This window comes from Nocardia sp. NPDC055002 (assembly GCF_053608825.1).
This window is the reverse complement of record NZ_JBSGWE010000001.1, coordinates 288,077-312,105: the sequence shown is the minus strand read 5'-3', so window position 1 is coordinate 312,105 and position 24,029 is coordinate 288,077. Positions and strand designations below refer to the sequence as shown.

The following is a 24,029-nucleotide window of genomic DNA, read 5'->3' as shown; positions in this document are numbered from 1 at the left end:
ATCTACCGAATCTTGTCGGCAGCACGTACGATTTCTCAGGTGACCGTGCAACCTCCACGCCGCACCCAGGCCGAACGTCGGGCATCCACCCGCGCCAGAATCCTGGCCTGCACCGCCGAATGCCTGCTCGAACGCGGCTACGCGGCAACCACCGTCAGCGCGGTCCAGGAACGCGCCGGACTCGCCCGCGGCACCGTGCAGCACCACTTCCCCACCAGAGCCGAACTGCTCATCGCCGCCACCACCCAGGTCGTCGACACCCGGCTCGACAAATTCCGGCGCGAAGCCGAACTCCTCGCGCCCGGCCGCGACCGCCTGCAATCCGTCGTCGACCTCGCCTGGCGCGACCTCAACAGCCCCGCCTTCTTCACCGCACTCGACCTGTGGGTCGCCGCACGCACCGACACCGAACTCCGCGACCAGCTCGTCATCGAGGAACGTCGCGTATTCACCGAAATGCGCAGGCTCTACCTGGAAGTGCTCGGCGAACCGTATGCCTCGGATCCGCGCGCCGAAGTCCTCGTAGAATTCACCATCGACCTGCTCACCGGGCTCTCGATGACCGCCATGCTCACCGGCACACTCGGCGAACGCGAGGCGGTACTGCGCCGATGGAAGCGCGCGCTCGCCGTACTCATCGGACAGCTACCCAGCGAGGAACTGCTCGACGGAAGTCCACTGCCGGCAGCGTTGAACTGACCGCGCTCGACGTCGCTCCCCATCGAGGGCGCGACGGGCCCTAGTCCCCCGTCGTCTCGACCCCGGACAACCCGTTCCAGCACAGCGAGACAACGGTATCGACCGCATCGCCCTTCGGAATCGGGCGACCCGTGTCCAGCCACTGGCGCGCCGCGAGGTGGCTGGCCCCGACCACGCCGAACGCACACGCATAGGCCCGGACATCGTCCATCCCCGCCGCGCGCAGCTCAGCGCTCACCAGGACCGCGCACTCGCCCATGGCATTGCGCACCCGCCACCGCACACACGGCTCGCTCGGCACCGGCGACTCGAAGACCAACGTGTGCCCGCCGGCGTCCTCGTCGACGAAGTCGAAATAGGCCAGCACCGCGCGACGCACCTTGTCCTCTTGACCGTTCGCGTCGGCCAGCGCATCGCGAATGCCGTCGACCATCCGGTCCAGATACCCCTGCAACACCGACAGATACAGATCGAGCTTGCTCGCGTAGTGCGTGTACAGCACCGGCTTGCTCATCCCGGCCCGAATGCCGATGTCATCCATGCTCGCACCGTGATACCCGTGAGCCACGAAGACCGCACGCGCGGCGTTGAGCACCGTGAGCCGACGCTGGGTGCGGGCAGTTTCGGCGCTCTCGTCGGTCTGGATGTCATTGAACAGAAGTGTCATGGCGCGTCCGTGGATTCGAGGGTGTTCACCATGTGAGCACCGGCTTGACCACAGTCCCCGCACGCTGATCGGCCAGTGCGGCGCCGACCTCGGCATGCGGATACCGGGCGATGAGTCGCTCGGCCGGGAAACGACCAGCCGCGTACAGATCGAGCAGATGGGGAATGAAGGTGGCGGGCACGCTGTCCCCTTCGAGGCAGCCGCGAATCGCCTTGCCGTGCAGCACGAGATCACCGACATCGATCGGCGGCGTACCCCGACCCAGACCCACGGCCACCACCGTCGCCCCCACCGCGAGCGCGGCGACGGCATCGGCGAGCACGGTGGCGATGCCGGTCGTGTCGAGCGCATGCGTCGCACCGCCCTCGGTGAGCTCACGGATGCGCGCTGCCGTCGGCCCGTCGGCAGGATCCAGCGCGGCGTCAGCTCCCAGCTCGACGGCCAGTTCCCGCCGCGCAGCCGATGTCTCGACGACGACCACGCGCACGTCGGGAACTGTCCGGGCTGCGAGTAGGCCCGCCATCCCGACCGCGCCCGCCCCGTACACCGCAACCCACGAACCCGGCTCCGGCGCCAAAGCGTTGAGCACCGCACCCGCACCGGTCTGGAATCCGCAGCCGAACGGCGCCGCCACCGTGAGGTCGATCGCGGGGTCGACCACGATCGTGTTGTCCTCGGTGCTCAGCGCGTAACCGGCGAAACTCGACTGACCGAAGAATCCGCCGAGAATCGGGGACCCGTCGACCAGCGCCCGGGGCGTGGCGTGCGCGCGTCGCCCGAACTGGTTGAGCGCGGTCGCCCGGTGGCAGTACGCAGGCCGACCGGCCGCACAGTTGCGACAGCTACCGCAGTGCCGAAAGGTCAGCACGACATGATCACCGGGCCGGACCGTACGCACATCGGACCCGACCGCCGCGACGACACCCGCGCCCTCGTGGCCCAGCAGGATCGGCCGATCCGCGGCGCCCGCGCGACGGCTCACCAGGTCGGTGTGGCAGATACCGGCAGCGACGATCCGCACCAGGATCTCGCCCGCGCGCGGCTCGTCGACCTCGATCGGCTCGATCGAGAAGTCCGCGCCCGGATCGCGCGACAGCACCCCCGTCGTGCGCATCAAGAGACCCGTTCCAGCAGGAAGTAGAAGTATTCGCCGCGCGCGAGAACCAGTTCGGGACGCCCGTTCATGATGCCCATCAGGGTGGTGTCGTCGAGCCACTTGAAGTGGTCGAACACCGCGCGACCGTCGTAGACCATGGTCGCGGTGACCTCACCGCGGAACTCGATGTTCCACAGGGTCGCTTCACCCTGTCCCAGTTCGACATTGGAGAACAGGCTGCCGTCCTCGGCCCGGCAGATCAGCGGCTTCGCGTCGTCGAGAGCGTGGAAGTTCTTTCCGTACCAGCGACTCGCGGGCAGCGCGCGGCACAGCGGGTGACCGGTCTGAAACGCGTCACCGCGCCATTCGCCGAGGATGTCCTCAGCGCGCGCCGGGCGTAGCCGGGTCCACAGCTGATCCAGCTCGGCGGTCGTCACGCCGTCCGACTGCTCCTTGAGCTGCTGCCACCGTGGTTTGTCCGCGCTCATCAAGCCCTCGTCTCACAGAGTTCAGAACCGTTCGGTTCACAGTGGACCATAGTTCCGAACCAGATGGTTCGGCAAGGGGTAGGATTCGGCGCATGCGTGCGGCAGGTCAGGCAACCAGGGAGCGAATACTCACCGCGGCGAAAGCGGAGTTCGCCGAATTCGGCATCGCCGGCGCTCGGATCAACCGCATCGCGGACGCCGCGCACGCCAGCAAGGACCGGCTCTACGCCTACTTCCCCGGCAAGAACGAGCTCTACGCGGCCGTCACCGAACGCTGGACCACCGAAACCAGCAGCGAGGCCGCCATGTCCGCCGACGACCTCCCGGCCTATGCCGGCCGCCTGTTCGACCACTTCGTCGCCCACCCAGACAACGCCCGCCTACAAGCCTGGGCCGAACTCGAACCATCCGGCGACATCCCGCAAGCCCTGCGCCGCACCATCGACGCGAAGATCACCGAGCTCCGCCGCGGTCAACACGAAGGCCTCGTCACCACCGATATCCCCGCTCCGATCATGCTCCGCATGCTCACCGATCTGACCCGCACCTCAGCCACCCATGCGAGAACGGGATCCACCGACGACGGTCGCCTGGCGGCGCAGCGCGCGGCGGTGGTGGCGGCCGTGGCGCGAATGGTCGCCCCGCCGTAGCAACCGGCATGCTCCCCCACTACGGCAAGCTCTGACCCCCTCCCCTCCTTGTGTTTTTGAAGGGTGTTGAGGTCGACGAAGTCGGGCACGGCCGGATGATGGACTGACATAGTTAGATGCGCATATCGCAATATCGCGATTAAATATCTAGGAGGGAGAACCTTCACCGACGATCGTCGGTAGCTCCACCCATGGCCGCCGTGATCGTCACCGGGTTTCAAATACCCTCTGCCCCTTGGCTTGTGCGCTCCCCCGCCGCCGATCAGGCCGATCCCCGAAACCCACTCCCCACCTCGTACAGTTGCCCGAATGAATGAGGATCTGCGCATCTGCTTCATCGGCGACTCCTTCGTCCAGGGAATCGGCGATCCGGAGTACCGCGGCTGGGTCGGCCGCGTACTCACCGCGAGCGGCCCCGGTATCACCGCGTTCAACCTCGGCATCCGGCGCAATACCTCCGCTGATGTCCTGCGCCGCTGCTGGGGAGAGGTCGAGCCGCGCGTCCTGCCCGGCACCGACAATCGTCTGGTGATCTCGTTCGGCAGCAACGACGCGGTCGTGGAGAACGGCGACGTCCGGGTGGACAGGGCACAATGCCTCGACAACCTCGCGACCCTGCTGACCGAAAGCAGGGAACGTGCGATCCATCCGCTGGTAGTCGGCCCACCACCTGTCATCGACGGCGGCGCGGAGCACCTGCGGCGCACCGCGGAGCTCGCCGACGACATGGCGGAGCTGTGCGAATCACGCAAGGTGCCCTTCGTCGCCACCACAAGGCACTTGGCCGACGACCCCGTCTGGACTCGCGAAGCCATGGCGGGCGACGGTGCCCACCCCGGCAGCGGCGGCTACCAGCGCCTGGCCGAGCTCGTCCTCGACAGCCGCTGGCAGTCCTGGATCGCCCGGCCCACCCTGTGAGGACTACTCCAGCAGGCCGAGGCCGGTCAGGTCGCGGACATATTTGGCGATGAGATCCGCCGGTAGGTGCGGGATGTCGTTGTCGGGACCGATCTGTGCGGCGCGAACGGCGGCGTGGAATCCGTCGGCGGGGAGAGCTGAGCCGGGCAGTGGACGACCGGGTCGGCGATAGGCGTCGAGCAGCGGGAGCAGGGTGTGTTTGCGCTGCGGTTCGGGGAGGGCCCGCAAGGCTGTTTCGAAGCGGGCGAACCACTCGTCGTAGCTGTCGATGCGATCGATGTGGCAGCCCGCGTCGATCAGCCAGTCGACGAAGACGTCGAGGGAGATGCCGTCGTCGTGCGGGTTCAGGACGTCGTAGGTGCGGTAACCGCTCGTAGCGGCGGCGCCGAGTGCGGTGACGGCCGTGGCGACGAAGTCGGCCGGTAGCCCGTCGTAATGGGCACGCTGTCGTTGCCCGGCGGAATCGGTGCGGTAGAACGACTTCGGTGCGAGACCGGTGACGAGCACGCTCAGCAAGAGCCGGGTGAAGACGTCGGGCACATTGAGCTGCCCACGAAAGTGACTGTGCGCCAGGATCATGTCCGAGCGGAACACCGCGACGGGCAACCCGAACCGCTCAGCCGCCTCCCGCAGCAGCACCTCACCCGCCCACTTGCTGTTGCCGTAGCCGTTGGCATAGGAATCGTCCAGCCGGCGGACCGGGCTCATGGTTCGCACGTCACCGTCTTCGGCGAAGGACTCCCCCTGCGCCGCGACGGCCACTGTCGACAGGTAGCTCACCGGCTTGCGCGTCGTTGTCAGCGCCAGCCGGATGATCTCGGCGGTGCCCACCACGTTCGGGCCGAACAGAGCCGCGTACGGGAGCACATGGTTCACCAGTGCCGCGGAGTGCACGATCAGATCGACCTCGGCGGCCAGCCGGTCCCATGTCGGCTGTGGCAGACCGAGATTCGGTTCGCCGATGTCGCCGGGCAGCACTTCCAGCGTGTCCTTCGCGAGGAGCTGGAAATGGGTGTCGAGGTCGCTGTCGCTGGCGAACGCCGCGTCGAGGCGCTCGCGAGCGGCGATCGCATCGCCGCCGCGGACCACGCAGATCACCTTGCCGCCCCGAGGAGCGAGCCGTTCCAGCCAGGTCAGGAGGAGGAACCGGCCGAGGTAGCCGTTGGCGCCGGTGATCAACACCGTCCGGGCGGGCGCTGCGGCAGGCACCTGCGCTACGTCGGCGACATCCAAGAACTTCTCGAGTGTCAGATCCGCGGCACGAATCTCGGTCGCATCGGCACCGTGTATCGCGTCGGAATCGGTTCTGTGCGTGCCCGGTTCGCGTTCATGGCGCACGTAGTCGGCGATGCGCGCCAGGTCGCTGTCCGGTCCGAGCAGCACATTCACCGGCACATCCACCGCGAGCAGTTCCCGCAGCAGAGACGAATACGACAGTGCTGCCAGCGAATCGCCGCCGAGATCACCGAATCGCGCGTCGGGTCGCAGATCTGCCGGGTCGCCGCCGAGCACCGCGCTGGCGGCGCGCACGACGGTCTCGTACACCGGTAGGCCGGGCGCATCGCGACGCAACCGCTGCAGTTCGTCTTCCTGACCCCGCGCGAGGTCCGCGTAAAGCCGCTCGAGACGCTCGCCGTACCGCTGCTTCAGCTTCGGGCGCAACAGTTTTCCGACTCCGGACAAGGTCCCGCCGGTTGTCGTGAACGGTTCGGTCTCGATGATGAAGTCGCGCGGAATCTCGTACGGCTCGAGCCCCGCCGATACGGCGGCGCGGTGCAGCGACGAACTCACCGCGGCGCGCAACCCGCCGGCAGGTCCCGCGAGGGCGGCCTCGGTGGGCACCACGACCGCCAGCAGATAGGACCGTTCGCTGCTGCCGTACACATAGATCTGGCGCACCAGATCGGCGCCCGCGAACACCGCTTCCAGCCGCGATACCGTCACGAACTCGCCCTGGGACAGCTTGAGGACATTGTTGCGGCGGTCGACGTAAGCCAGCCGGTCCGGTGCCAGCTCCGCGACCACGTCGCCGGTGCGGCAGAAGCCGTCGGCGTCGAAGACCTCGGCGGTCACCTCCGGGCGGCGGTAGTACCCGGCGATCATCGTGGTGGTCTTGAGCAGCAATTCCCCGCGCGGATACGGCTTGTCGGTACCGAAATAGCCGAGTTCGGGCACGTCGACGAGTTTGTAGTCCAGCACCGGCGGGCGCATCACCTTCGTATCGAAGATCACCCCGCCGCCGGTCTCGGTAGAGCCGTACCCGTCGTGGAGGCGCAATTGCAGCACCGATTCGACGAAAGTACGCAGCTCGGGGGCGATCGGTGCGCTGCCGCACAGCGCCGACATCAGTCGACCACCCAGGAATTGTTCACGCAGTTCGGTTTTCACCGCGTCGGTCGCCGCCTCGCCACGTTCGGCGACCTCATGACGGAAACGCTGCATGATCATGTCGCACACCCGCGGCACCAGGAAGATCTCGGTAGGCCGCACGAGCGTGATGTCGGTGAACAACGTCGACAGGTCCGGCGCCGCCGCGAAGAACGCGGTGCCGCCACGGGCGAGCACGCTGTTGAGGGTGAGGCGGGCCGCGATATGGCTCATCGGCAGGAAGTTGACATTGATCGCGGCCAGCGGCCGCGCGGGCTGCCAGCCGACCGCGACCAAACGCTGGGTGTACATCGCGCCCTTGGGCGTACCGGTGCTGCCCGAGGTGTAGATCAGCAGGGCGAGGGGATCGTCGCCGTCGGCGGGCACGCTCAGCGGCGCCGCATCGGCGAGCCGACCCTGTTCGACGATGTCGGCGAGCGTGCTGGGCACCAGGGCCGATCCCCCGGCACGCAGCCGGGCACGGGCCGCGTCGAGCGCGTCGCGGTGATCGTCGTCGTCGGCGTGATGGTCGAACACGATCAGCGAACGTGGTGTCGCGCCGGCGAGTACCGCATCGACGGCGGTGTCCAGGTGGGCGGTATCGACCGCGAACACCGTCGGCTCGGTCTCGTCGAGGATCGAACACAACTGTTCGAGGCCCGCGCCGGCCTGTAACGGCACCGCGACCCCGCCGACGTGGATCGTCGCGAGATCGAGCACGGTGTAGTCGGCGCTGGTGAACCCGAGCACCGCGATGAAATTCCCCGCGACGACGCCGTCACTGTGCCAGGCTGCGGCGAGCGCGCGGGTGCGCTCCCACACCTGCCCGTAGGTCAGTACATCGAACTCCGGCAACAGCTTTCGAGTCATCCGTCCGCCCGACTCGACCAGTTCGGTCCGGCGCGTGCCGAGCGCCGGGCGCTCGGCGTAGGCGGTCATGACGGTCTCGACGATGCGCGCCGGCGCGAGCCCGGGGGTCGTCACGATGGCGTGTACGTCCTCGGCGGGACGCGCCGCACGGATCTGCCCGTCTTCGGCGTAGAGCGCCCTGATGCGATCGGCCAGCTGCTCCGCGGCGAGCTCGACGGTCATGCTTCGCACTTCCGGATGCCTTGCCACGCTTCGCGTCGCGCGGACTCGGGGTCGACCAGCACGCGCGGTGGATGGTCGATGATGCAGGTCGTCCGGCGTTCGGCGGTGTAGGGGCTCCAGGGCGGCAGCGGACGGCCGGTGCGGGCGAAGCTGAGCCAGTTGTCCTGGATATGGTCTTGGACCGCCAGGAACGCCCGCCTGCCGCCTGCCGCTGTCATCGCGCGGCCGACCGGTCCGTCGACCCAGCCGAAAACCGGGACGAGATCGAGCGCGTGGGTGGCGCCGAAACCTGCCAGGTGCAGTGCGCGCGGGGCGTAGTCGTACCGGTAGGCGTAGGTGGGGGCATAGCGGCTGTGGCCTTCGAGAACGGCCAGCGTCGGGCGCAGGAACAGGTGGTCCCCGCCGATGCGCACCGCGGTCCGCGCGGCCGGATAGCCGGGGTATCGGCTGGTCACCGCCTGTTCGGCGCCGGGTTCGTAGCGTCCGAAGATGGCCGTCAGCTGCTCAGGGGTGTGCGGCACCGCCTTGGCGAAGCGCTGGAACAGCGTCGCCTCGTCGCGGTTGGTGCCGATGATCAACGGCACCGGATGCGCCCGGCCCTCCGCGATCGCGTCCAAGGGCATTTCCGGCAGGAAGTCGCCGTCCGCGACCGGCGCGTAGGGAAAACTGCCCGGATTCTCGCGCAGCGCCCGGCCCAGCGCACGGTCACCCGCCCGGCACAGCTCCTTCGCTGACACGGTGTTCAGCACGGTCGCGGCGTCGGCGGGGGCGGCGCCGAGCCGGTCCAGGCAACGGCGGGCGAAGCGGCGCGCCTCGTCCGGAGTCGAGGTCCAGTCCGCCGGGGCGCTCTGCGCGATCGCCCGATGGAACAGGCCGCGGGCGGCGGGGGTCGCCAGCAGGCTGACCACCGCGTGCGCACCCGCCGATTCACCGAAGATGGTGACGTTGTCCGGGTCACCGCCGAACGCGGCGATATTGCGGCGCACCCATTCGAGTGCCGCGACCTGATCGCGCAATCCGAGGTTCGACTCGAAAGGTCTGTCCGGTGTGGAGAATTCGCTGAAATCGACATACCCGAGCGCACCGAGGCGATAGTTCACCGACACCACGATCACGTCGCCCCGCGCGGCCAGCCGTGCGCCGGAATACATGCTCGACGTGCCGATCAGGTAGCCGCCACCGTGGAAGAACACCATGACCGGGCGCGGTGTCGACGAGGGCGTCACCGGTGCGGTCACATTGAGCGTCAGGCAGTCCTCCCCGGTGGGTTGCCAGGTTCGCGGCCCCACGCGGGCACCGTTGGGGTTCTGCACCGCGGCGAAGCCGAACTCGGTCGCCGATCGCACCCCCGTCCACGGTCGAACGGGCTGGGGAGCACGCAACCGCAGCGCTCCGATGGGTGGGGCCGCGTAGGGCAGGGCACGCCAGCGGGCGATTCGGCGACCCGCACGACCGCGCACGACTCCGTCGGCGCTCACGATCTCGGTGGACAACATCTCCCGAATGTACCTGGTACCGACGGTACCGCGCATATGGTTCCGTCGGCGAACTGTCTCGAAACCGCATCAGGGCCGCCGACTAGACTGTGCCGATGACCGGCGTGGATCCGGAAGCAGCCCCGAGCGCGGCAGCCCACACCCCCGATATCGCCGCGCTCGACCGCCTGGTTTCCACCTGTCGCGCCTGCCCCAGGCTCGTCGCCTGGCGCGAGGAGGTCGCCGTCGTCAAACGCGCGGCCTTCCGCCACGAACAGTATTGGGGTCGGCCGGTGCCGGGCTTCGGTCCCGCCGACGCGCGAATTCTCGTAGTCGGCCTCGCGCCCGCCGCCCACGGCGGCAACCGGACCGGGCGCATGTTCACCGGCGACCCGAGCGGCAACGTCCTGTTCGGCGCACTGCACGCGGTCGGTCTGGCCACCGGCGCGCACCCGATCAGCCGCGACGACGGCATCGAACTGCTCGATACCCGGCTCACCGCACCGGTGCACTGCGCCCCGCCGGAGAACAAACCGACGCCCGAAGAGCGGCAGCGCTGCGCGCCTTTCCTCAGCCGGGAATTGGAGCTGCTGAGCCCGACGCTGCGGGTGATCGTCGTTCTCGGCGCCTTCGGCTGGCAGGCTCTCTTTACCGTCCTGCTGACAGGGGGCTGGAATGTGCCACGCCCACGTCCCCGTTTCACCCACGGCGCACAAGTGGTCATCACCCATCCCGACGGCCGATCGGTCACCGTGCTCGGCAGTTACCACGTGAGTCAGCGCAATACCGCTACCGGTCGGGTGACTCCCGCGATGATCGAGCACGTCCTGCTGCACGCGAAGAAGATCGCCGAGTCCTGACCGGAATTCGCGACCTGGTCACCTAGGATCGAACAGCGCTCCCGGAAATCCTGCGGGCGAAAGACATTCGCTACGTCTAATTGGTAGTCATCCATTCCCCTCGACACCGTTCGGCACCAGTTCACTGCGATGGCAGGAGATCCGACGATGAGTTCGCTGGCAATGAGCACACTGGATGTCTCCAGATGGCAGTTCGGTATCACCACGGTCTACCACTTCATCTTCGTCCCGCTCACCATCGGACTGGCACCGCTCGTCGCGGGAATGCAAACGGCGTGGGTGATCACCGGAAAAGAACACTGGTACCGGCTCACCAAGTTCTTCGGAAAGCTGTTCCTGATCAACTTCGCCATCGGTGTCGCCACCGGAATCGTGCAGGAGTTCCAATTCGGGATGAACTGGAGTGAGTACTCCCGATTCGTCGGCGACGTCTTCGGTGCACCCCTGGCATTCGAGGCGCTGGTCGCCTTCTTCCTGGAGTCGACATTCCTCGGACTGTGGATATTCGGCTGGACTCGCCTGCCCAAACTAGTTCACCTCGCCACAATCTGGATCGTCGCGTTCGGTGTCAACGCGTCGGCCTACTTCATCGTCGCCGCCAACTCGTTCATGCAGCACCCGGTCGGCGCGAAATACAATCCCGAGACCGGACGCGCCGAGCTGGACAGCATCTGGGCGCTGCTCACCAACAACACCACCCTCGCGGCGTTTCCGCATGTGGTCGCCGGCGCGTTCTTGACCGCGGCGACCTTCGTCGTCGGCATCGCGGGCTGGTTCATGGTGCGCAACGTACGCAGTGGTGATGCCACGAAACTCGACGAAGCCGAGACCATGTGGCGACCGGTGGCGCGGGCGGGCATGTGGGTCATCGCCGCGTCGATCGTCGTAGTGGGTCTCACCGGCGATATCCAGGGCAAGATCATGTTCGATCAGCAGCCGATGAAGATGGCGTCGGCGGAATCGCTGTGCCACACCGAGACCGATCCGAAGTTCTCGATCCTCACCGTCGGCACGCACAACAACTGTGACAGCGTCACGCATCTGCTGGAGGTTCCCTACGTCCTGCCGTTCCTGGCCGAGGGCAAGTTCACCGGCGTCACCTTGCAGGGCGTGGAGGATCTGCAGAAGTCCTACGTCGAGGACTACGGGCCCGGCAACTACCGGCCCAACCTCTTCGTCACCTACTGGGGCTTCCGCGGCATGATCGGCCTTCTGGCCGGACCGGCGCTCTTGCTGCTCGCCGGGCTCTGGATGACCCGCGGTGGTCGAGTTCCCGGCAGGCGCTGGTTCTCCTGGCTGTGTCTGATCGCCATCCCGACCCCGTTCCTGGCCAACAGCGCGGGCTGGGTCTTCACCGAGATGGGACGTCAGCCGTGGGTGGTGGTGCCGAACCTGACCGGCGACACGACCATTCGCATGACGGTGGCGCAAGGAGTCTCCGATCACGCACCGGGGACGGTCATCTTCTCCCTCGCTGTCTTCACGCTGCTCTACGGCGCGCTGGCGGTGGTCTGGTACTACCTGATGCATCGCTACACCGTGGTCGGGCCCGAACCAGGGCCGACGGCTTCCGATGACGAGTTCGGTCCCGATGACGACGGCGGTGGCGGCAGGCACCGCGCCGAACCCGTCGAGCCGCTGTCCTTCGCGTACTAGGAGACGACGATGAGTCTGCAGCAATTCTGGTTCGTGCTGGTCGCCGTGCTGTTCACCGGCTACTTCATCCTCGAGGGCTTCGACTTCGGAGTCGGCATGCTGATGCCGATCCTCGGTAAGGGTTCCGATGTGCGCAGGCGCGTCGTGCTCAACACCATCGGCCCGGTGTGGGACGGCAACGAAGTCTGGCTGATCACCGCGGGCGGTGCGATGTTCGCGGCGTTTCCCGAGTGGTACGCGAGCTTGTTCTCCGGGTTCTATCTGGCCCTGCTGTTGTTGCTGGTCGCGTTGATCCTGCGAATCTGCGCGATCGAGTGGCGAGCGAAGATCAACTCGCCGAAGTGGCGGGCCTGGTGCGACATCGGCATCGGCATCGGCTCGTGGATTCCGGCACTGGCGTGGGGCTGGGTGTTCGCCAACCTCGTGCGCGGGGTACCGCTGAACGAGAAGCGACAGGTCGTCGGCTCGGTGTGGGATCTGCTCAGCCCCTACGCGCTGCTCGGCGCGGCGACCACGACCATCCTGTTCGCCCTGCACGGCGCGATCTTCCTCGCGCTCAAGACCGGTGGTGAAGTCCGCGACGATGCCCGCGTCTGCGTGCGGATCCTGTTCGTGCCCACGGTGGTGATCGTCGGCGGGTTCGGGCTGTGGACTCAGCTCGCCTACGGCTCCGGCTGGACCTGGGCCGCGCTCGGCGCGGCCGTGTTCGGCCTGGTCGTCGCCGGTGGGGCCACCGGCGCGGCCCGTGACGGCTGGGCGTTCCTCGGCACCACCGTCACGATCGCCGCGGCCACCATCCTGCTGGTCGGCTCGCTCTACCCGAACGTGATGCCCTCGACGATCGACCCCGCGTTCGATTTGAACATCCACAACGCCTCCTCCAGCCACTACACCCTCCAGGTGATGAGCTGGGCAGCGGTCCTGTGCACCCCGGTGGTCCTGATCTACCAGGGATGGACCTACTGGGTCTTCCGCAAACGACTCACCGTCGAACAGATTCCCGAACCGACCGGGCTGCCGCTCTCGAAATAGGCTTTCCTGCCGAGTAGGCGGATCGCCAGCAGGACAACCCACAGGCCGCCGGCAATGATCCCCACCCGTTCGATGAGCCCTGCCGGTCCCCCGTCGACCAATTTCGCAGTGCAGGCGAAGGCGACGTAGGTGGTGGCGACCAGCAGGCCGGTGGCCACCGAATACCGGGACCAGCCGCGACTTCCGGGCAACTGATCGTGCCGTGCCAGCACGAAGCAAGCCACGGTCAGCGACGTGAACTGAACGAGACCGAGAAGAGTGTGCACAGCGCCGTGCACGGTCAACGCTTCCGACGCTCCCGCGGGGTACCCCAGCGACGGGTCGGGAAGGATGGGCCCGATGGCGAAGAAGGTGAAGCCGTAGATGCCGAGCAGGACCGGACCCCAGGTGGAACCGCGTCCGGTACGCAGAAGCCGCCTCGTCCCGATCGCAAAGGCGAGCAGGAGTGTTCCGGTGACGATGTAGTTCGTGATCTGCATCCACCCACCGGGCCCCAGTTCGAGGTTGCTGTCGGGGACCACCCAAGCGTTGTAGTCAGGGCGAACGGCCCCGAGGACGAGCATGACGACAATGTTGATGAGCGGAGCGATGACACCGCAGGCCAGCAGCGGTCTCGTTGCCACGGACTGCTCGCCGGTACGTCGTGCTGAGGTGTGGGGATCGGCAGGGCCGAGCGTATCGGTCACGGCAGGTGTCCTCTCGTCGATCGGGGTGAGGGAACACCACTATCGACCGATCGCTCACCCCGGGGATTGGAAGAATGTTCCCCACGCCCGGTACCGATCCCGGGCGATGACAGGAAGATTGTCCGCGTGCAGCGTCCCCGGGGTGCGATCGGCGAAGATCGCCACATCCCGGCACAGATGAGCCTGATCGGTGTACCCGCAGACCGCGGCGACGTCGGCGGCCGGCCTGCCCGCCAGCAAAGCGGTGGCCGCGCACCGGAATCGGACCAGCATCGCCGCGCGCTTGGGTGTCAGACCGATCTGGGATTCGAACCTCGCCCACAGCCGTTTACGGCTCCACCCCAGCGAATCGGCGAGCTCGCCGACCTTCACCCGGCCACCGGAGGCGAGGAGGCGATGCCAGGCAGCGATCACCTCCGGGTCCGGCGTGAGCATCGGCCTGTCACGCTGTGCCAGAAACGATGCCGTCAGTGCGAACCGGTCCTCCCAGGTCCCCGCCTCCGCGAGTTGCTCCCGCAGTCGCCGAACCCCGGGTCCCCACAGCTCCTCCAGCGGGACAACGCCCCGGCCCAGATCGGTGGCGGCGATACCCAACAGCGAATACGCCCGGATCGGCGACAAGCGAATCTCTACGCACTCGGCTTGTCCGCTACGAATGCGCGCGGCAGCCAAGGGAAGTCCGACGACGAAACCCCCCAGCGCCTGCCGTCCATCCGCGTCGTCGACAAGCAGTTCCCGCCCCCCGAACTCGATCACCACAGCGACCGCCGTCGTCGCGGCAACCCGCAAGTCCAACCCGGCGCCACCCACATCGCGGTATCCGATCATCGCGGCACCCGATGCCGCGGCAGCGGACGGACCCGCAAAATCCCAGCCCAGAGCGGGCTCGCACCCGACCTCCGCAACTCCCACTGATCCAGGCTACGCACACGCGAACCCCTCGTGGCGCTACGCGTATCAGCGCAGCGGTAGCCGACCGCGTTTCAGCGCAGGGGTGCCGCGGACGAGTTCACGGGACGCCCGAGGTCGCGAAGGCGGCCGGCAAGACGCGCTCTGACGTCCGGCCAGTCTTCCACCGTGATCGAGAACAGCACGGAGTCGCGAATGGTGCCGTCGGCACGCCGGGTGTAGCGGCGCAGTGTGCCTTCGTAGCGGGCGCCGAGGCGCGCGATGGCCTGTTGCGAACGGTGATTGCGAACATCGGTTTTGAGCTCGACGCGACCGGCACCCAACGTGTCGAACGCATAGCCGAGGAGCAGCAGCTTGGCCTCCGGGTTCACCCCGCTCGCCCACACGCCCGGGGCGAAGAGGGTGGCGCCGATCTCCAACCGGGCGTCCCGCGCTCGGGTTTCGAGATAGGAGGTCATCCCGACGATCGCACCGACCGGGTAGCCCGCGACGGCCTGGCGCGTTCGGACGATCCACAGATAGTTCTCCGGCGTCGCGTGCCACGACCGCAGGAACGCTTCGAGTTCCTGTCGATCACGCGGACGAAACGGAATGTGGGCCCACACGACATCGTGATCGAGCACCGCGAACAACTCGGCAGCATCGGCTGCCGGATCGACCGGGTTCAACCGCACTGTCCCACCGGCGAGTTCGGCAGACGGGGAAACCGGCCACTTCAGCTCCGGCCACACCTCATCGGTCGGCCGCGGGTCCGGCACCGGATCGAAGCGTTTCACGTCGGCTAGACCATCCTGAGGCACAGCCGGATCATAGACCGGCGCCGATCACCTTCCCCGGCGCCGGATCGCCCGCGACAGCCCGCTACTCCGCTAAGCGATCAGGTTCGCGCTTTTCAGCCAGTCGTAAGCGACGTCAGAGGGGTCTTCTCCGTCGATGTCCACGCGGCCGTTGAGTTCTCGCATCAGGTCGTCGGTGAGCAGTTCGGAGATCGTGCCGAGGAGTTCGCGCAGTTCGGGGTTGGCGTCGAGGACGGGGCCCCGGACGACCGCGGTCCCGCTGTAGGGCAGGAAGAACTTCTTGTCGTCGTCCAGGACGAGCAGGTTCAGGTTCTTGACCCGGCCGTCGGTGGTGTAGACCATGCCGAAGTGGCAGGGCGAGTCTTTGGCGGTCGCGGTGTAGACGACGCCGGCGTCCATGCGGGTGACATTGCCCGCGGGCACACCGTTGGGATCGTTGTAGGGGATGCCGTATTTCTGCAGCATCGGAATGAAACCATCCGAGCGACTGAAGAATTCGTCATCGACACAGAAGGTTCGTTCGGCGACCGGCAGCGCGGCCACGTCCGAGAGCGACTTCACGCCGAGTCGCTGCGCGGTCGGTGTCGACGCACCGAACGCGTAGGTGTCGTTGAAGTTCGACGGGGGCAGCCATTCCAGGTTGTAGTCACGCTTTTCGACGTCGTGGACGCGCTGCCACAGCTCCTGCGGGTCCACGATCGTCTCGGTCTCGTTGTGGTAGTTGACCCAGCCGGTGCCGGTGTATTCCCACAGCACGTCGGCGTCGCCGTTGAGCTGCGCCTGCCGCGACGACGCCGATCCCGGCGCGCCGGTCAGATCGGTGACCGAGGCACCGGCCGCGGCCAGGTAGGTCGCGGTGATCTTGCCCAGCAGCACGCCCTCGGTGAAGCTCTTCGAGGTGACGACCAGTTTCGCGCCGTCGAGGGGCCGTTCGCCGCCGGGCAGACTGGCGTCGTGGAAGGTGCCCGACGAGCTCACCAGCCCACACCCGACGAGCAACGACAGCGTCGCGACCAGTGCGGAGATCAACGGGACTCGCCTCATGAGACACCTCGTGGGGTCGCGGCCAGTTCGACGAGTCGGCCGAGCCAATCGATGGTCAACGCCAGCAACCCGACGAGCACGGCACCGGAGATGAGCAGCTTGGGCAGGAACAGGGTGACACCGGTCGTGATCAGCGTGCCCAGGCTGGTCGCACCGATGAAGGTACTCAGCGTCGCGGTGCCGACCAGGATGACCAGCGCGGTGCGCACGCCGTTGAGGATCACCGGCACGGCCAGCGGCAACTCGACCTGAACCAGCGTCCGCCCGGCCGAGAAGCCGATACCGCGGGCGGCCTCGATGGTGCGGTGATCCACCTGCCGCAGCCCGACGATCGTGTTCTGCAGGATCGGCAGGATCGCGTAGACGACGAGACCGACGACCGCCGTGCGGAATCCGGTGCCGAGCCAGAAGGTGAACAGCACGAGCAGTCCGACGGCGGGCGCCGCCTGACCGATATTGGCGATGTTGACGGCGACCGGCTCGAGCCGCTGCAACGCAGGCCTGGTCAAGGCGATGCCGAGGGGAATCGCGACCACCACGACGATCAGCGTGGCGACCACCGTGAGCCGGATGTGCTCGAGGATCGTGGTCTGCAGGTTCGCCCAGCCGAGCGAGGCCTGTTCGGTCGCGGTGAACGTCGACGACCGATACCAGAGCACGTATCCGATGCCGATCACCACGATGATGAGCGGTTCGAACCACACATCGATCGGGACCCGGCGCAGTCGGTTCATGCTGGTCCGGCCGATCCGGGTTCGTCGTCGGCGGCGACGACAGGGGTGGGCGTGGGATCGGAACCGTCGACGTAGGTTTCGTAGGACGGGTCCTCGACAGCGGCGTGCCCCTCGGCGAGCTTGGTCTGGATCACGTCGGTCACCGAGCCGATGTTCAGCGAGCCGACGACAGCGCCGCGACCGTCGGTGACCAGGGTGGCGCCCTGACTGGCGGCGAGCATGGCGTCGAGCGCGTCGTTGAGGGTCGAGGACTGCGCGACCACGGGCAGTCGGCGATCGAGGTAGTCCGAAACCTCCGGCTTGCTCGCCACTTCCGTCAGCGAGGGCCACGACCGCGGCCGCCCCGCGTCGTCCACGACCACCACCCAGGTGTGTCCCGCGGCTTTCGCCCGCCCGATCACGACCTGCGAGGATTCGCCGATCCTGGCGGTGGTCACCGGGTCGACCTCCACGTCGCGGACCCGAGACACCGTGAGATAGGCCAGTTTCGCGCCCGATCCGACGAACTCCTCGACGAACGGCGTCGCCGGGTCGGTAAGGATCTCCTCCGGTGTCGCGTACTGCTCGACGTGTCCGCCCTCGGACAGGATGAGCACCTTGTCACCGAGTTTGGTGGCTTCCTCGAAGTCGTGGGTGACGATCACGATGGTCTTGCCGAGTTCGTGCTGGATCGCGATCAGACTGTCCTGCAGGCGAACCCGGGTGATCGGGTCGACCGCGCCGAACGGTTCGTCCATCAGCAGCACCGGCGGGTCCGCCGCGAGCGCGCGGGCGACGCCGACACGCTGCTGCTGGCCGCCGGACATGTCCTTGGGGAGACGGTCGGCGAAAGTCGCGGGGTCGAGACCGACCAGATCCAGGAGGTATTCGGTGCGCTCGGCGATTCGCTTCTTGTCCCAGCCGAGCACCCGCGGGATCGCGCCGATGTTCTTGGCGACCGACCAGTGCGGGAACAGCCCACCGGACTGGATGACGTAGCCGATCGACTGCCGCAGCTTGTCGGGATCTTCGCGGGTCACGTCACGTCCGCCGATGAATATCCGGCCCTCGGTCGGCTCGATCAGCCGGTTGATCATCTTGAGCGTGGTGGTCTTACCGCAACCCGACGGTCCGACGAAGGCGACGATATTGCCGGCGTCGATCTCGAGGTCCAGGCGTTCGACCGCGGGGGTGTCCTGGCCCTTGTACCGCTTGACGACCCCGTCCAAGGTGATGGCATCGCCGGTCACGTTGCGCTGGGGCGCGGTCGGCGCGGGCTGGCTGGTCACATCGGTCATCACAGTCCCTTGGCAATCGTGAGGCGTCCGAGCAGGACGAGGAGCGCGTCGAAGACCAACGCGATGGCAACGATGAGAATGGTTCCGGTGAGCGCCATTTCGAGCGCGTTGGCGCCGCCGAGGCGCGACAGACCGTTGAAGATCAACGAGCCGAGACCGGGCCCGAGGACGTAGGCCACGATCGCGGCGACACCGACGATCATCTGGGTCGAGACCCTGATCCCGGTGAGGATCACCGGCCAGGCGATCGGCAGCTCGACGGTGAGCAGGATCCGCCACCGCGAAAGTCCGATGCCGCGCGCGGATTCCACGACCGTGGCCGGCACCGATCGCAGCCCGACGATCGCGTTACCGATCACCGGCAGGGCCGCGAAGAACGCCAGCATGATGAACGACGGCACCACACCGAGGCCGAACGGGACCAGCAGCAATGCCAGCAGCGCCAGCGAGGGGATCGTCAACGCGACCCGGCTCGAGGTGAGGGTCAACGCCGACGCCAGCGGCAACCGATACACCGCCACGGCGATGAGGATCGCGACGACGGTGCCGACCAGCACGGTCTGAAAGGCCAGCGACGCATGCTGATAGGTGAGGAAGGTCAGCACCTCGCCTCGGTCCTGGACATAGCTCCACAAATTCACGGCATTCCCATCGTCGGACTGGGCCTGTGGGTACCTGTTCGCGCGTGATCAACGGTCGAATGTGCCGTCGAAGAATAGTCGATACCGGGTGTTCGCCCGGGGACGCGCGCGAGGTGGTGGCGGTCGATGATGGTTATGCCGCACGCTCGAGCGGAGCGGTGTACGGCTCGGCGTCGCCGGCGATCACCGTGCTCGCGGTGCCGTCGATCCCGACGGGGACCGGCCCGCCCAGTGTGATGCGGGTGAGCCTGCGGTGCTCGCTGCCGTCGTAGTCGTCGATGGCGTAGTGCTGGGTGGCCCGGTTGTCCCAGATCGCGACGTCGCCCAGCGACCAGTTCCAGCGGGTGGTGTGCTCGAGGCGGGTGATCCGGTCCTGGAACAGCCGGAACAGTGCCCGCGACTCGCTGCTCGACACCCCGACCAGCTCCTTGACGAAGCAGCCGAGCAGCAGGGCGCGCTCACCGGTCTCGGGGTGCACCTCCACCACGGGGTGCTCGGTCTCGAAATAGGTGGACTCGAACTCGCGACGGTAGTCGCGGTCGGTGTCGGCGGGTCGATCCTGGATCTCGGCGGCGTAGTCGTAGCGGTTCGAATGCCGCGCGCGCAGGCTCTCGGCGAGTCGCTTGAGTGGCTCCGGCAGCGAGTTGTAGGCGGCCACGGTCGAAGCCCAGGTGGTCGAACCGCCGTAGCTGGGCAGGGCGACCGCACGCAGAATGGAGGCCCGCGGGACACGATCGACGAAGGTGACATCGGTGTGCCAGATGTTGGACCGCGTCTGGTGCGAGTCGATCGCCAGGCTCTTCGCACCGGCGGAGGTGACCGTCGGGTGCGGGGTGGTCGGGTTGCCGAGCAACTGCGCGAACTCGTACTGCCCGTCCTCGGTCAGATGGTGCTGGCCCCGGAAGAAGATCACCTTGTGCTCGTTGAGCGCGGCGCGGATGGTGGCCACCGATCGCGCGTCCAGGTCACCACCGAGCCGAACCCCGTCGACCTGAGCGCCGATGTGGGCGCCGAGCTTGACCACCCGCACCGCGCTCCCTGGTACAGCTGCGTCATGGACGGACATGCGGAGGCCTCTCAGTCGAACCTGGACGATCTCGTCACACGAAACCACCAGGAACGCGCCGCGACCATCATTGAATTCAGGCTGAGCGGAATGGCCGAATCGGCCGGTATTACGGTATGCGCAATTGCGCCGCGCTGTGCCGCTGGGATGTCCAAGTATTGAATCGCGATTCGGCCGCTTCCGCCGACGGCGCGCTGATCACCCGGGCGACCGCTTCCCAGGACGCCCCCGACGCGCGCACGAAGCGGACAGCTTCGACGAGCCGCCGCTGTGCCGACGCCGTGTCCTCGAACGCCAGCCGCACCGGAATCAGCGCCTGCATCTCGAGCTGGTGATAGTCCCATTCGGCCAGGACCAGGCGGGCGAGGTCGGCGTCGAGCCGTCCGGTGGAGCAATGCAGCACCCGCGCGGAGGGGGCGTGGTCGGCGGACAGCTCGGTGCGTAGCCAGGTTCGTCCGTGCCACCCGTCGCAGGAGCACAGTGCGCGCCACCCGATCACCTCCTCCGGTCGGCGCGGGTGGCTGTCTTCGGGGGCCAGCGGCCGGGCGTCGTTGGCGACCGTCGCGTGGGGGCTCGGGGCGTCACTGCGTCCGTACAACCCATCCGTGAAGATGTCGGCTACCCATCCGCGATGGTTTTCGAGCAAGCTGTTCATCCTGACTCCGATGTCGAATCCGAAAAGCTCGATCCCGAACCGGCCCGTCATGACGCGATCGCCGGAGGTTCGGTGTGTGGGACAACTACTCCCAGACACTTACGATCAACCTCAGCGACGCCGACGGCAATCACTTCGCCGCATTGTTGTTCCTAGTCACATAATGCCTGGTCGCGGTCTGTGCTCCGAGCGCGGTGGGACCTGGTGGCGAGGTAGATCGTCGCGCCGGAACGCCCGCGGGTCAGCGGGTTGTCGAACTGGATCGGCCGAGCCTCCACCTCGACGAAGGCCGATTCCAGAATTTCGCAGAACTCGTCATCTGGCGCGTCGTCGGACCACATCGCGAAGGTGCCGCCGTCGACCAGGTGTCGCGCGACCGCGCGCAGGCCCTCGCGGGTGTAGAACTCGGCATTCGACCCGTGCAGGACATGGCGCGGTGAATGGTCGATATCGAGCAGCAGCGCGTCGTACACACGTCCCGGGCGTGCCGGATCGAATCCCACCGGCCCCGCCGCCGCGGCGAAGAAGTCCGCGCAGACGAGCTCGACCCGAGGGTCGGCAGCCAGCCCGGCGGTGTCGGGCAGCAGCTCACGTCGATGCCAATCGATGACGGCGTCGGAATACTCGATCACCGTGAGCGCGTGAATTCGAGGGTCCAGCAATGCTTCTCGCGCGGTGTATCCCAAGCCGAGTCCACCGACGAGCACCTCCAGCCGGTCGCCGGGCGTACGCCCCAATCCCAGCCGCGACAGCTCACGTTCGGCGACGGTGAACAAGCTCGACATCAGGTACTCGTCACCGAGCTTCACCTCGTAGACATCGGCCCGCACCGTCGGATCGAAGCGGCGACGCAGACTGATCTCGCCGATCGGGGTCTGCCGCCAGCCGAGTTCTTCGAAGCGTGCGCTCATCGCCGTCACGGTAGTCCCGTGGCGGCCACAACCCGGCCGGACGACGCGCACAGAACGTCGCCAGATTTGTGCTGGGCGTGATCTTTACGCCATGTTTATGGGTCGACGAGTCGGGAAGTCTGGTCGGCAACCCTGCTCGTGCTCGGTCGGGCGGGTTCTATCGGCCAGGAGTACGCATGACGCTCGCAATCACCCACCTCAGCATGGGCCTGGGCTGGGACCCGGCCCACGCCAACGGAATGCACCCCCGCCGCAAGGACATCGATCTCAACGCCGCGGCATTGTCGTTCGCCGGCGAGAATTTTGTCGATGTCGCGTTCCACGAGCAGCTCACCTCGCGCGACGGCGCGCTGCGCCATCTCGGGGACAGCGTCACCGGCGACGGGGACGGCGACAACGAGGTGATCGTGGTCGACCTGGCCTGCATCGATCCCGCCGTCACCACCATCGTGTTCCTGGTGACCTGCTACACCGGCCAGCGATTCGACCAGATCGCCAACGGCTTCTGTCGCATCGTCGACAACGTCACCGGTATCGACTTGATCCGCATCGATCTCGACAGCGTCGGCGCCCACACCGGCATCGTCGTCGGCAAACTGCACCGCCCCCACCAGGAGTGGGCCTTCACAATGATCGGCCAACCGATCATCGCCCAGCACGTGGTCGACGCCGTCCCCCAACTCACCGCCTACCTTCACTGAGAGCGACGACCCACCCCGTCGTCACTCCGCCAGACGGTCGCGGGCTCGCAGACGCGTCTCGAGTGCGTCGAGTACGTGCGTCACGTCCGCGTCGAACTCCTCGGCCAGCATTTCGAGTAGTGCCGCGCCCAGCAGCAACAGCGTGGTGAAAACCACGGGGGCGATCGGTTCGGTCACCTCGAGCAAGGAGCGAGCCCCGGGCGCGCCGCCACGATGCCAGGACTCGAGCAGGGCCAGTGCGCCCTGCAGATAGATCGGCGGTTCCGGGCGGGCGCTCAGCGCGGGGATCGCCCGATCGGCCGCGCGGCGCAGGATATCGGAGATGGACTCGACGCCCGGGGCCATGGCCTCCATCGCGCAACAGGCCAAACGCAGGGCACCGTCCAGATGACGCGGGCTGTAGCGGGCCGACTCCGGGATCTGGTCCCAGGGCAGTCGCAGGACGCGAAGCAGGTCGGCGGTGATCGCGGTCGCCGCCGGCGCCTGCGCCGTCGTCGGGGACGACCCGGACGTGTGATCGACGCCGAGCATGATCTCGAGCCCGATCGCCGAGGCCATGAGATCGCCTCGGCTGCTGCGGGTTTCGCGTCGATGGCGGCGGTCCTCGACCAGCAGCCAGCCGACCGTCTGCGCGTCGGCGGCCCGCAGCAGTTTCGCGTCGGCCTGCCAGCCGTTCGCGGTGTCGCATCGCGACAGCGCGCAGACCAGGTCCGCCATGACATGGTTGGCGGTGACCAGCGTCGGCTGATGCCGTGGACGGCGTGACACCACCGGAAGATCACCCAGCCGGGCCGAGGAGGACACGAACGACATCGCGGTGAGTGCCGCCGCGGCGGTACGCGCGGCGGACACGGCGTCGGCGGCGTTGGTGCGCAGCAGCGCGCGATGGATCGAGTCCGCCAGCGGTGCGACGCCGAACTCCGCGTAGTGCAGCAACAGCCAGGCCAGGGGCATGTCACCGAGGACCGGCGCGAGCCGTTCGTTCAGTTCGTAGAGCAACGCGGCCGACTGCTCCGGCTGACGCGATCGCGGCGCCTCCCCGGTGAGGTCACGCCATTCGAGCAGCGCCAGGTAATTGGGTAGCAGCAAGCTATCGACCAGCTCACTCACCTGAGCGATGACGAATTCGAAATCCAGCTCCGTCATCGCGCCCGGCCCGACCGAATTCACCACGGGGTTGCCGTCGAACGGATCGAAACCCGATTCACCCAGGGCGAGATCGAACAACAACTCCGCGTGCCCGAGCCTGCCGACGACCCGGCCGACAAAGGGCACCACCCCACCGTCTTCCACCGCTGTTGCGGCACCGAGGAGGCAATTCACCATCGCCCCTTCGGCTTTCGCATGCGCACAGAACCTGCGCAGCCGCTGGTGCACGATATCCTCGGTATCGAAACCCGTCCGCACGATCTCTTCCGCGATCGTCACGATTGCCGCGTCGACGACATATTCGGGCCTGCCCCCTGCTTCATCCGATGCCGACGCGGGGCCCGCGAAATAGAGCCGGTCACTGAATGCGTCGCCCATTCGTCGCCTCACCACAACCTCCACTCGGATGCGCAGTATTCCGTGTACTCGACACCCTTCCAGCAAATTGTTCGCAAGTCG

Annotated in this window: 23 protein-coding genes; 7 read left to right on the top strand and 16 right to left on the bottom strand. The window is 67.1% G+C overall.

Features of this window, described 5'->3' with window-relative positions:
* Positions 1-39 precede the first annotated feature (39 nt).
* Positions 40-699 carry a TetR/AcrR family transcriptional regulator gene (locus ACWF99_RS01490; RefSeq protein ID WP_378652851.1) on the top strand — a complete coding sequence of 220 codons (660 nt, stop codon included), beginning with the start codon at positions 40-42 and terminating at the stop codon, positions 697-699.
* A gap of 40 nt (positions 700-739) precedes the next feature.
* Here the strand turns inward: ACWF99_RS01490 and ACWF99_RS01485 are convergent, their stop codons facing one another.
* From ACWF99_RS01485 to ACWF99_RS01475, 3 genes are read right to left on the bottom strand one after another with little or no spacing between them, the layout of a single operon-like run.
* A complete protein-coding gene (locus tag ACWF99_RS01485; protein WP_378652854.1) occupies positions 740-1,366 on the bottom strand; it encodes a TetR/AcrR family transcriptional regulator in 627 nt (208 codons plus the stop codon).
* Positions 1,367-1,391: 25 nt separating this feature from the next.
* Complete coding sequence (locus ACWF99_RS01480) at positions 1,392-2,480, bottom strand: NAD(P)-dependent alcohol dehydrogenase (protein WP_452533970.1); 1,089 nt, start codon at positions 2,478-2,480, stop codon at positions 1,392-1,394.
* Entirely contained in the window at positions 2,480-2,950 is a 471-nt protein-coding gene (locus ACWF99_RS01475) for a DUF4334 domain-containing protein (protein WP_378628939.1), read from the bottom strand. The genes ACWF99_RS01480 and ACWF99_RS01475 overlap by 1 nt, the downstream gene beginning before the upstream one ends.
* A 92-nt stretch (positions 2,951-3,042) precedes the next feature.
* Between ACWF99_RS01475 and ACWF99_RS01470 the strand changes: the two genes are divergently transcribed.
* Together ACWF99_RS01470 and ACWF99_RS01465 are read left to right on the top strand one after the other, a co-directional pair.
* Entirely contained in the window at positions 3,043-3,600 is a 558-nt protein-coding gene (locus tag ACWF99_RS01470) for a TetR family transcriptional regulator (protein ID WP_378628936.1), read from the top strand.
* 309 nt (positions 3,601-3,909) lie between these two features.
* Positions 3,910-4,518 carry a GDSL-type esterase/lipase family protein gene (locus tag ACWF99_RS01465; RefSeq protein WP_452533968.1) on the top strand — a complete coding sequence of 203 codons (609 nt, stop codon included), beginning with the start codon at positions 3,910-3,912 and terminating at the stop codon, positions 4,516-4,518.
* Between the two features lie 3 nt (positions 4,519-4,521).
* On the opposite strand, the gene car is transcribed toward ACWF99_RS01465, so the two are convergent.
* Both car and ACWF99_RS01455 read right to left on the bottom strand, forming a co-directional pair.
* Positions 4,522-7,977: a carboxylic acid reductase gene (car, locus tag ACWF99_RS01460; RefSeq protein ID WP_452533967.1), complete on the bottom strand. Its 3,456-nt coding sequence runs from the start codon at positions 7,975-7,977 to the stop codon at positions 4,522-4,524.
* Positions 7,974-9,473, bottom strand: a complete 1,500-nt coding sequence (locus ACWF99_RS01455; protein WP_452533965.1) for a carboxylesterase/lipase family protein — start codon at positions 9,471-9,473, stop codon at positions 7,974-7,976. Before ACWF99_RS01455 ends, car begins: the two co-directional genes overlap by 4 nt.
* A gap of 95 nt (positions 9,474-9,568) precedes the next feature.
* On the opposite strand from ACWF99_RS01455, the gene ACWF99_RS01450 reads away from it, so the two are divergent.
* From ACWF99_RS01450 to cydB, 3 genes are all read left to right on the top strand, one after another.
* Positions 9,569-10,312 (top strand): uracil-DNA glycosylase, encoded by a 744-nt coding sequence (locus ACWF99_RS01450; protein WP_452533963.1) that lies wholly within the window; start codon positions 9,569-9,571, stop codon positions 10,310-10,312.
* A gap of 162 nt (positions 10,313-10,474) precedes the next feature.
* Positions 10,475-11,968, top strand: a complete 1,494-nt coding sequence (locus tag ACWF99_RS01445; protein ID WP_452535288.1) for a cytochrome ubiquinol oxidase subunit I — start codon at positions 10,475-10,477, stop codon at positions 11,966-11,968.
* 9 nt (positions 11,969-11,977) lie between these two features.
* The gene (cydB, locus tag ACWF99_RS01440; RefSeq protein WP_452533961.1) at positions 11,978-13,000 is read left to right on the top strand and encodes a cytochrome d ubiquinol oxidase subunit II; all 1,023 of its coding nucleotides are present in this window, start codon (positions 11,978-11,980) and stop codon (positions 12,998-13,000) included.
* Here cydB and ACWF99_RS01435 read toward each other — a convergent pair.
* The 10 genes from ACWF99_RS01435 to ACWF99_RS01390 all read right to left on the bottom strand — a co-directional run bounded on the left by ACWF99_RS01435 (position 12,928) and on the right by ACWF99_RS01390 (position 21,720).
* Entirely contained in the window at positions 12,928-13,686 is a 759-nt protein-coding gene (locus tag ACWF99_RS01435; protein WP_378628919.1) for a DUF998 domain-containing protein, read from the bottom strand. The two genes, cydB and ACWF99_RS01435, sit on opposite strands and share 73 nt — an antisense overlap.
* A gap of 54 nt (positions 13,687-13,740) precedes the next feature.
* Positions 13,741-14,598, bottom strand: coding sequence for a helix-turn-helix domain-containing protein (locus ACWF99_RS01430; RefSeq protein ID WP_452533959.1), 858 nt, complete (start codon positions 14,596-14,598; stop codon positions 13,741-13,743).
* 71 nt (positions 14,599-14,669) lie between these two features.
* Complete coding sequence (locus ACWF99_RS01425; RefSeq protein WP_378628913.1) at positions 14,670-15,395, bottom strand: GNAT family N-acetyltransferase; 726 nt, start codon at positions 15,393-15,395, stop codon at positions 14,670-14,672.
* Between the two features lie 69 nt (positions 15,396-15,464).
* A complete protein-coding gene (locus ACWF99_RS01420; RefSeq protein WP_452533957.1) occupies positions 15,465-16,436 on the bottom strand; it encodes a glycine betaine ABC transporter substrate-binding protein in 972 nt (323 codons plus the stop codon).
* Positions 16,433-17,170, bottom strand: coding sequence for an ABC transporter permease (locus ACWF99_RS01415; RefSeq protein ID WP_378628907.1), 738 nt, complete (start codon positions 17,168-17,170; stop codon positions 16,433-16,435). The genes ACWF99_RS01420 and ACWF99_RS01415 overlap by 4 nt, the downstream gene beginning before the upstream one ends.
* A complete protein-coding gene (locus ACWF99_RS01410; RefSeq protein ID WP_378628904.1) occupies positions 17,167-18,447 on the bottom strand; it encodes an ATP-binding cassette domain-containing protein in 1,281 nt (426 codons plus the stop codon). Before ACWF99_RS01410 ends, ACWF99_RS01415 begins: the two co-directional genes overlap by 4 nt.
* Positions 18,447-19,088: an ABC transporter permease gene (locus ACWF99_RS01405; RefSeq protein WP_378628901.1), complete on the bottom strand. Its 642-nt coding sequence runs from the start codon at positions 19,086-19,088 to the stop codon at positions 18,447-18,449. Before ACWF99_RS01405 ends, ACWF99_RS01410 begins: the two co-directional genes overlap by 1 nt.
* A 133-nt stretch (positions 19,089-19,221) precedes the next feature.
* A complete protein-coding gene (locus tag ACWF99_RS01400) occupies positions 19,222-20,154 on the bottom strand; it encodes a TauD/TfdA dioxygenase family protein (protein WP_452533954.1) in 933 nt (310 codons plus the stop codon).
* Positions 20,155-20,263: 109 nt separating this feature from the next.
* Complete coding sequence (locus ACWF99_RS01395) at positions 20,264-20,809, bottom strand: hypothetical protein (protein WP_452533952.1); 546 nt, start codon at positions 20,807-20,809, stop codon at positions 20,264-20,266.
* Positions 20,810-20,961: 152 nt separating this feature from the next.
* On the bottom strand, positions 20,962-21,720 hold the full coding sequence (locus ACWF99_RS01390; RefSeq protein WP_378652885.1) for a polyamine aminopropyltransferase: 759 nt from the start codon (positions 21,718-21,720) through the stop codon (positions 20,962-20,964).
* Between the two features lie 176 nt (positions 21,721-21,896).
* On the opposite strand from ACWF99_RS01390, the gene ACWF99_RS01385 reads away from it, so the two are divergent.
* Positions 21,897-22,421: a TerD family protein gene (locus ACWF99_RS01385; RefSeq protein WP_452533950.1), complete on the top strand. Its 525-nt coding sequence runs from the start codon at positions 21,897-21,899 to the stop codon at positions 22,419-22,421.
* A gap of 21 nt (positions 22,422-22,442) precedes the next feature.
* On the opposite strand, the gene ACWF99_RS01380 is transcribed toward ACWF99_RS01385, so the two are convergent.
* Positions 22,443-23,948, bottom strand: a complete 1,506-nt coding sequence (locus ACWF99_RS01380; protein ID WP_378628888.1) for a hypothetical protein — start codon at positions 23,946-23,948, stop codon at positions 22,443-22,445.
* Between the last annotated feature and the right edge of the window lie 81 nt (positions 23,949-24,029).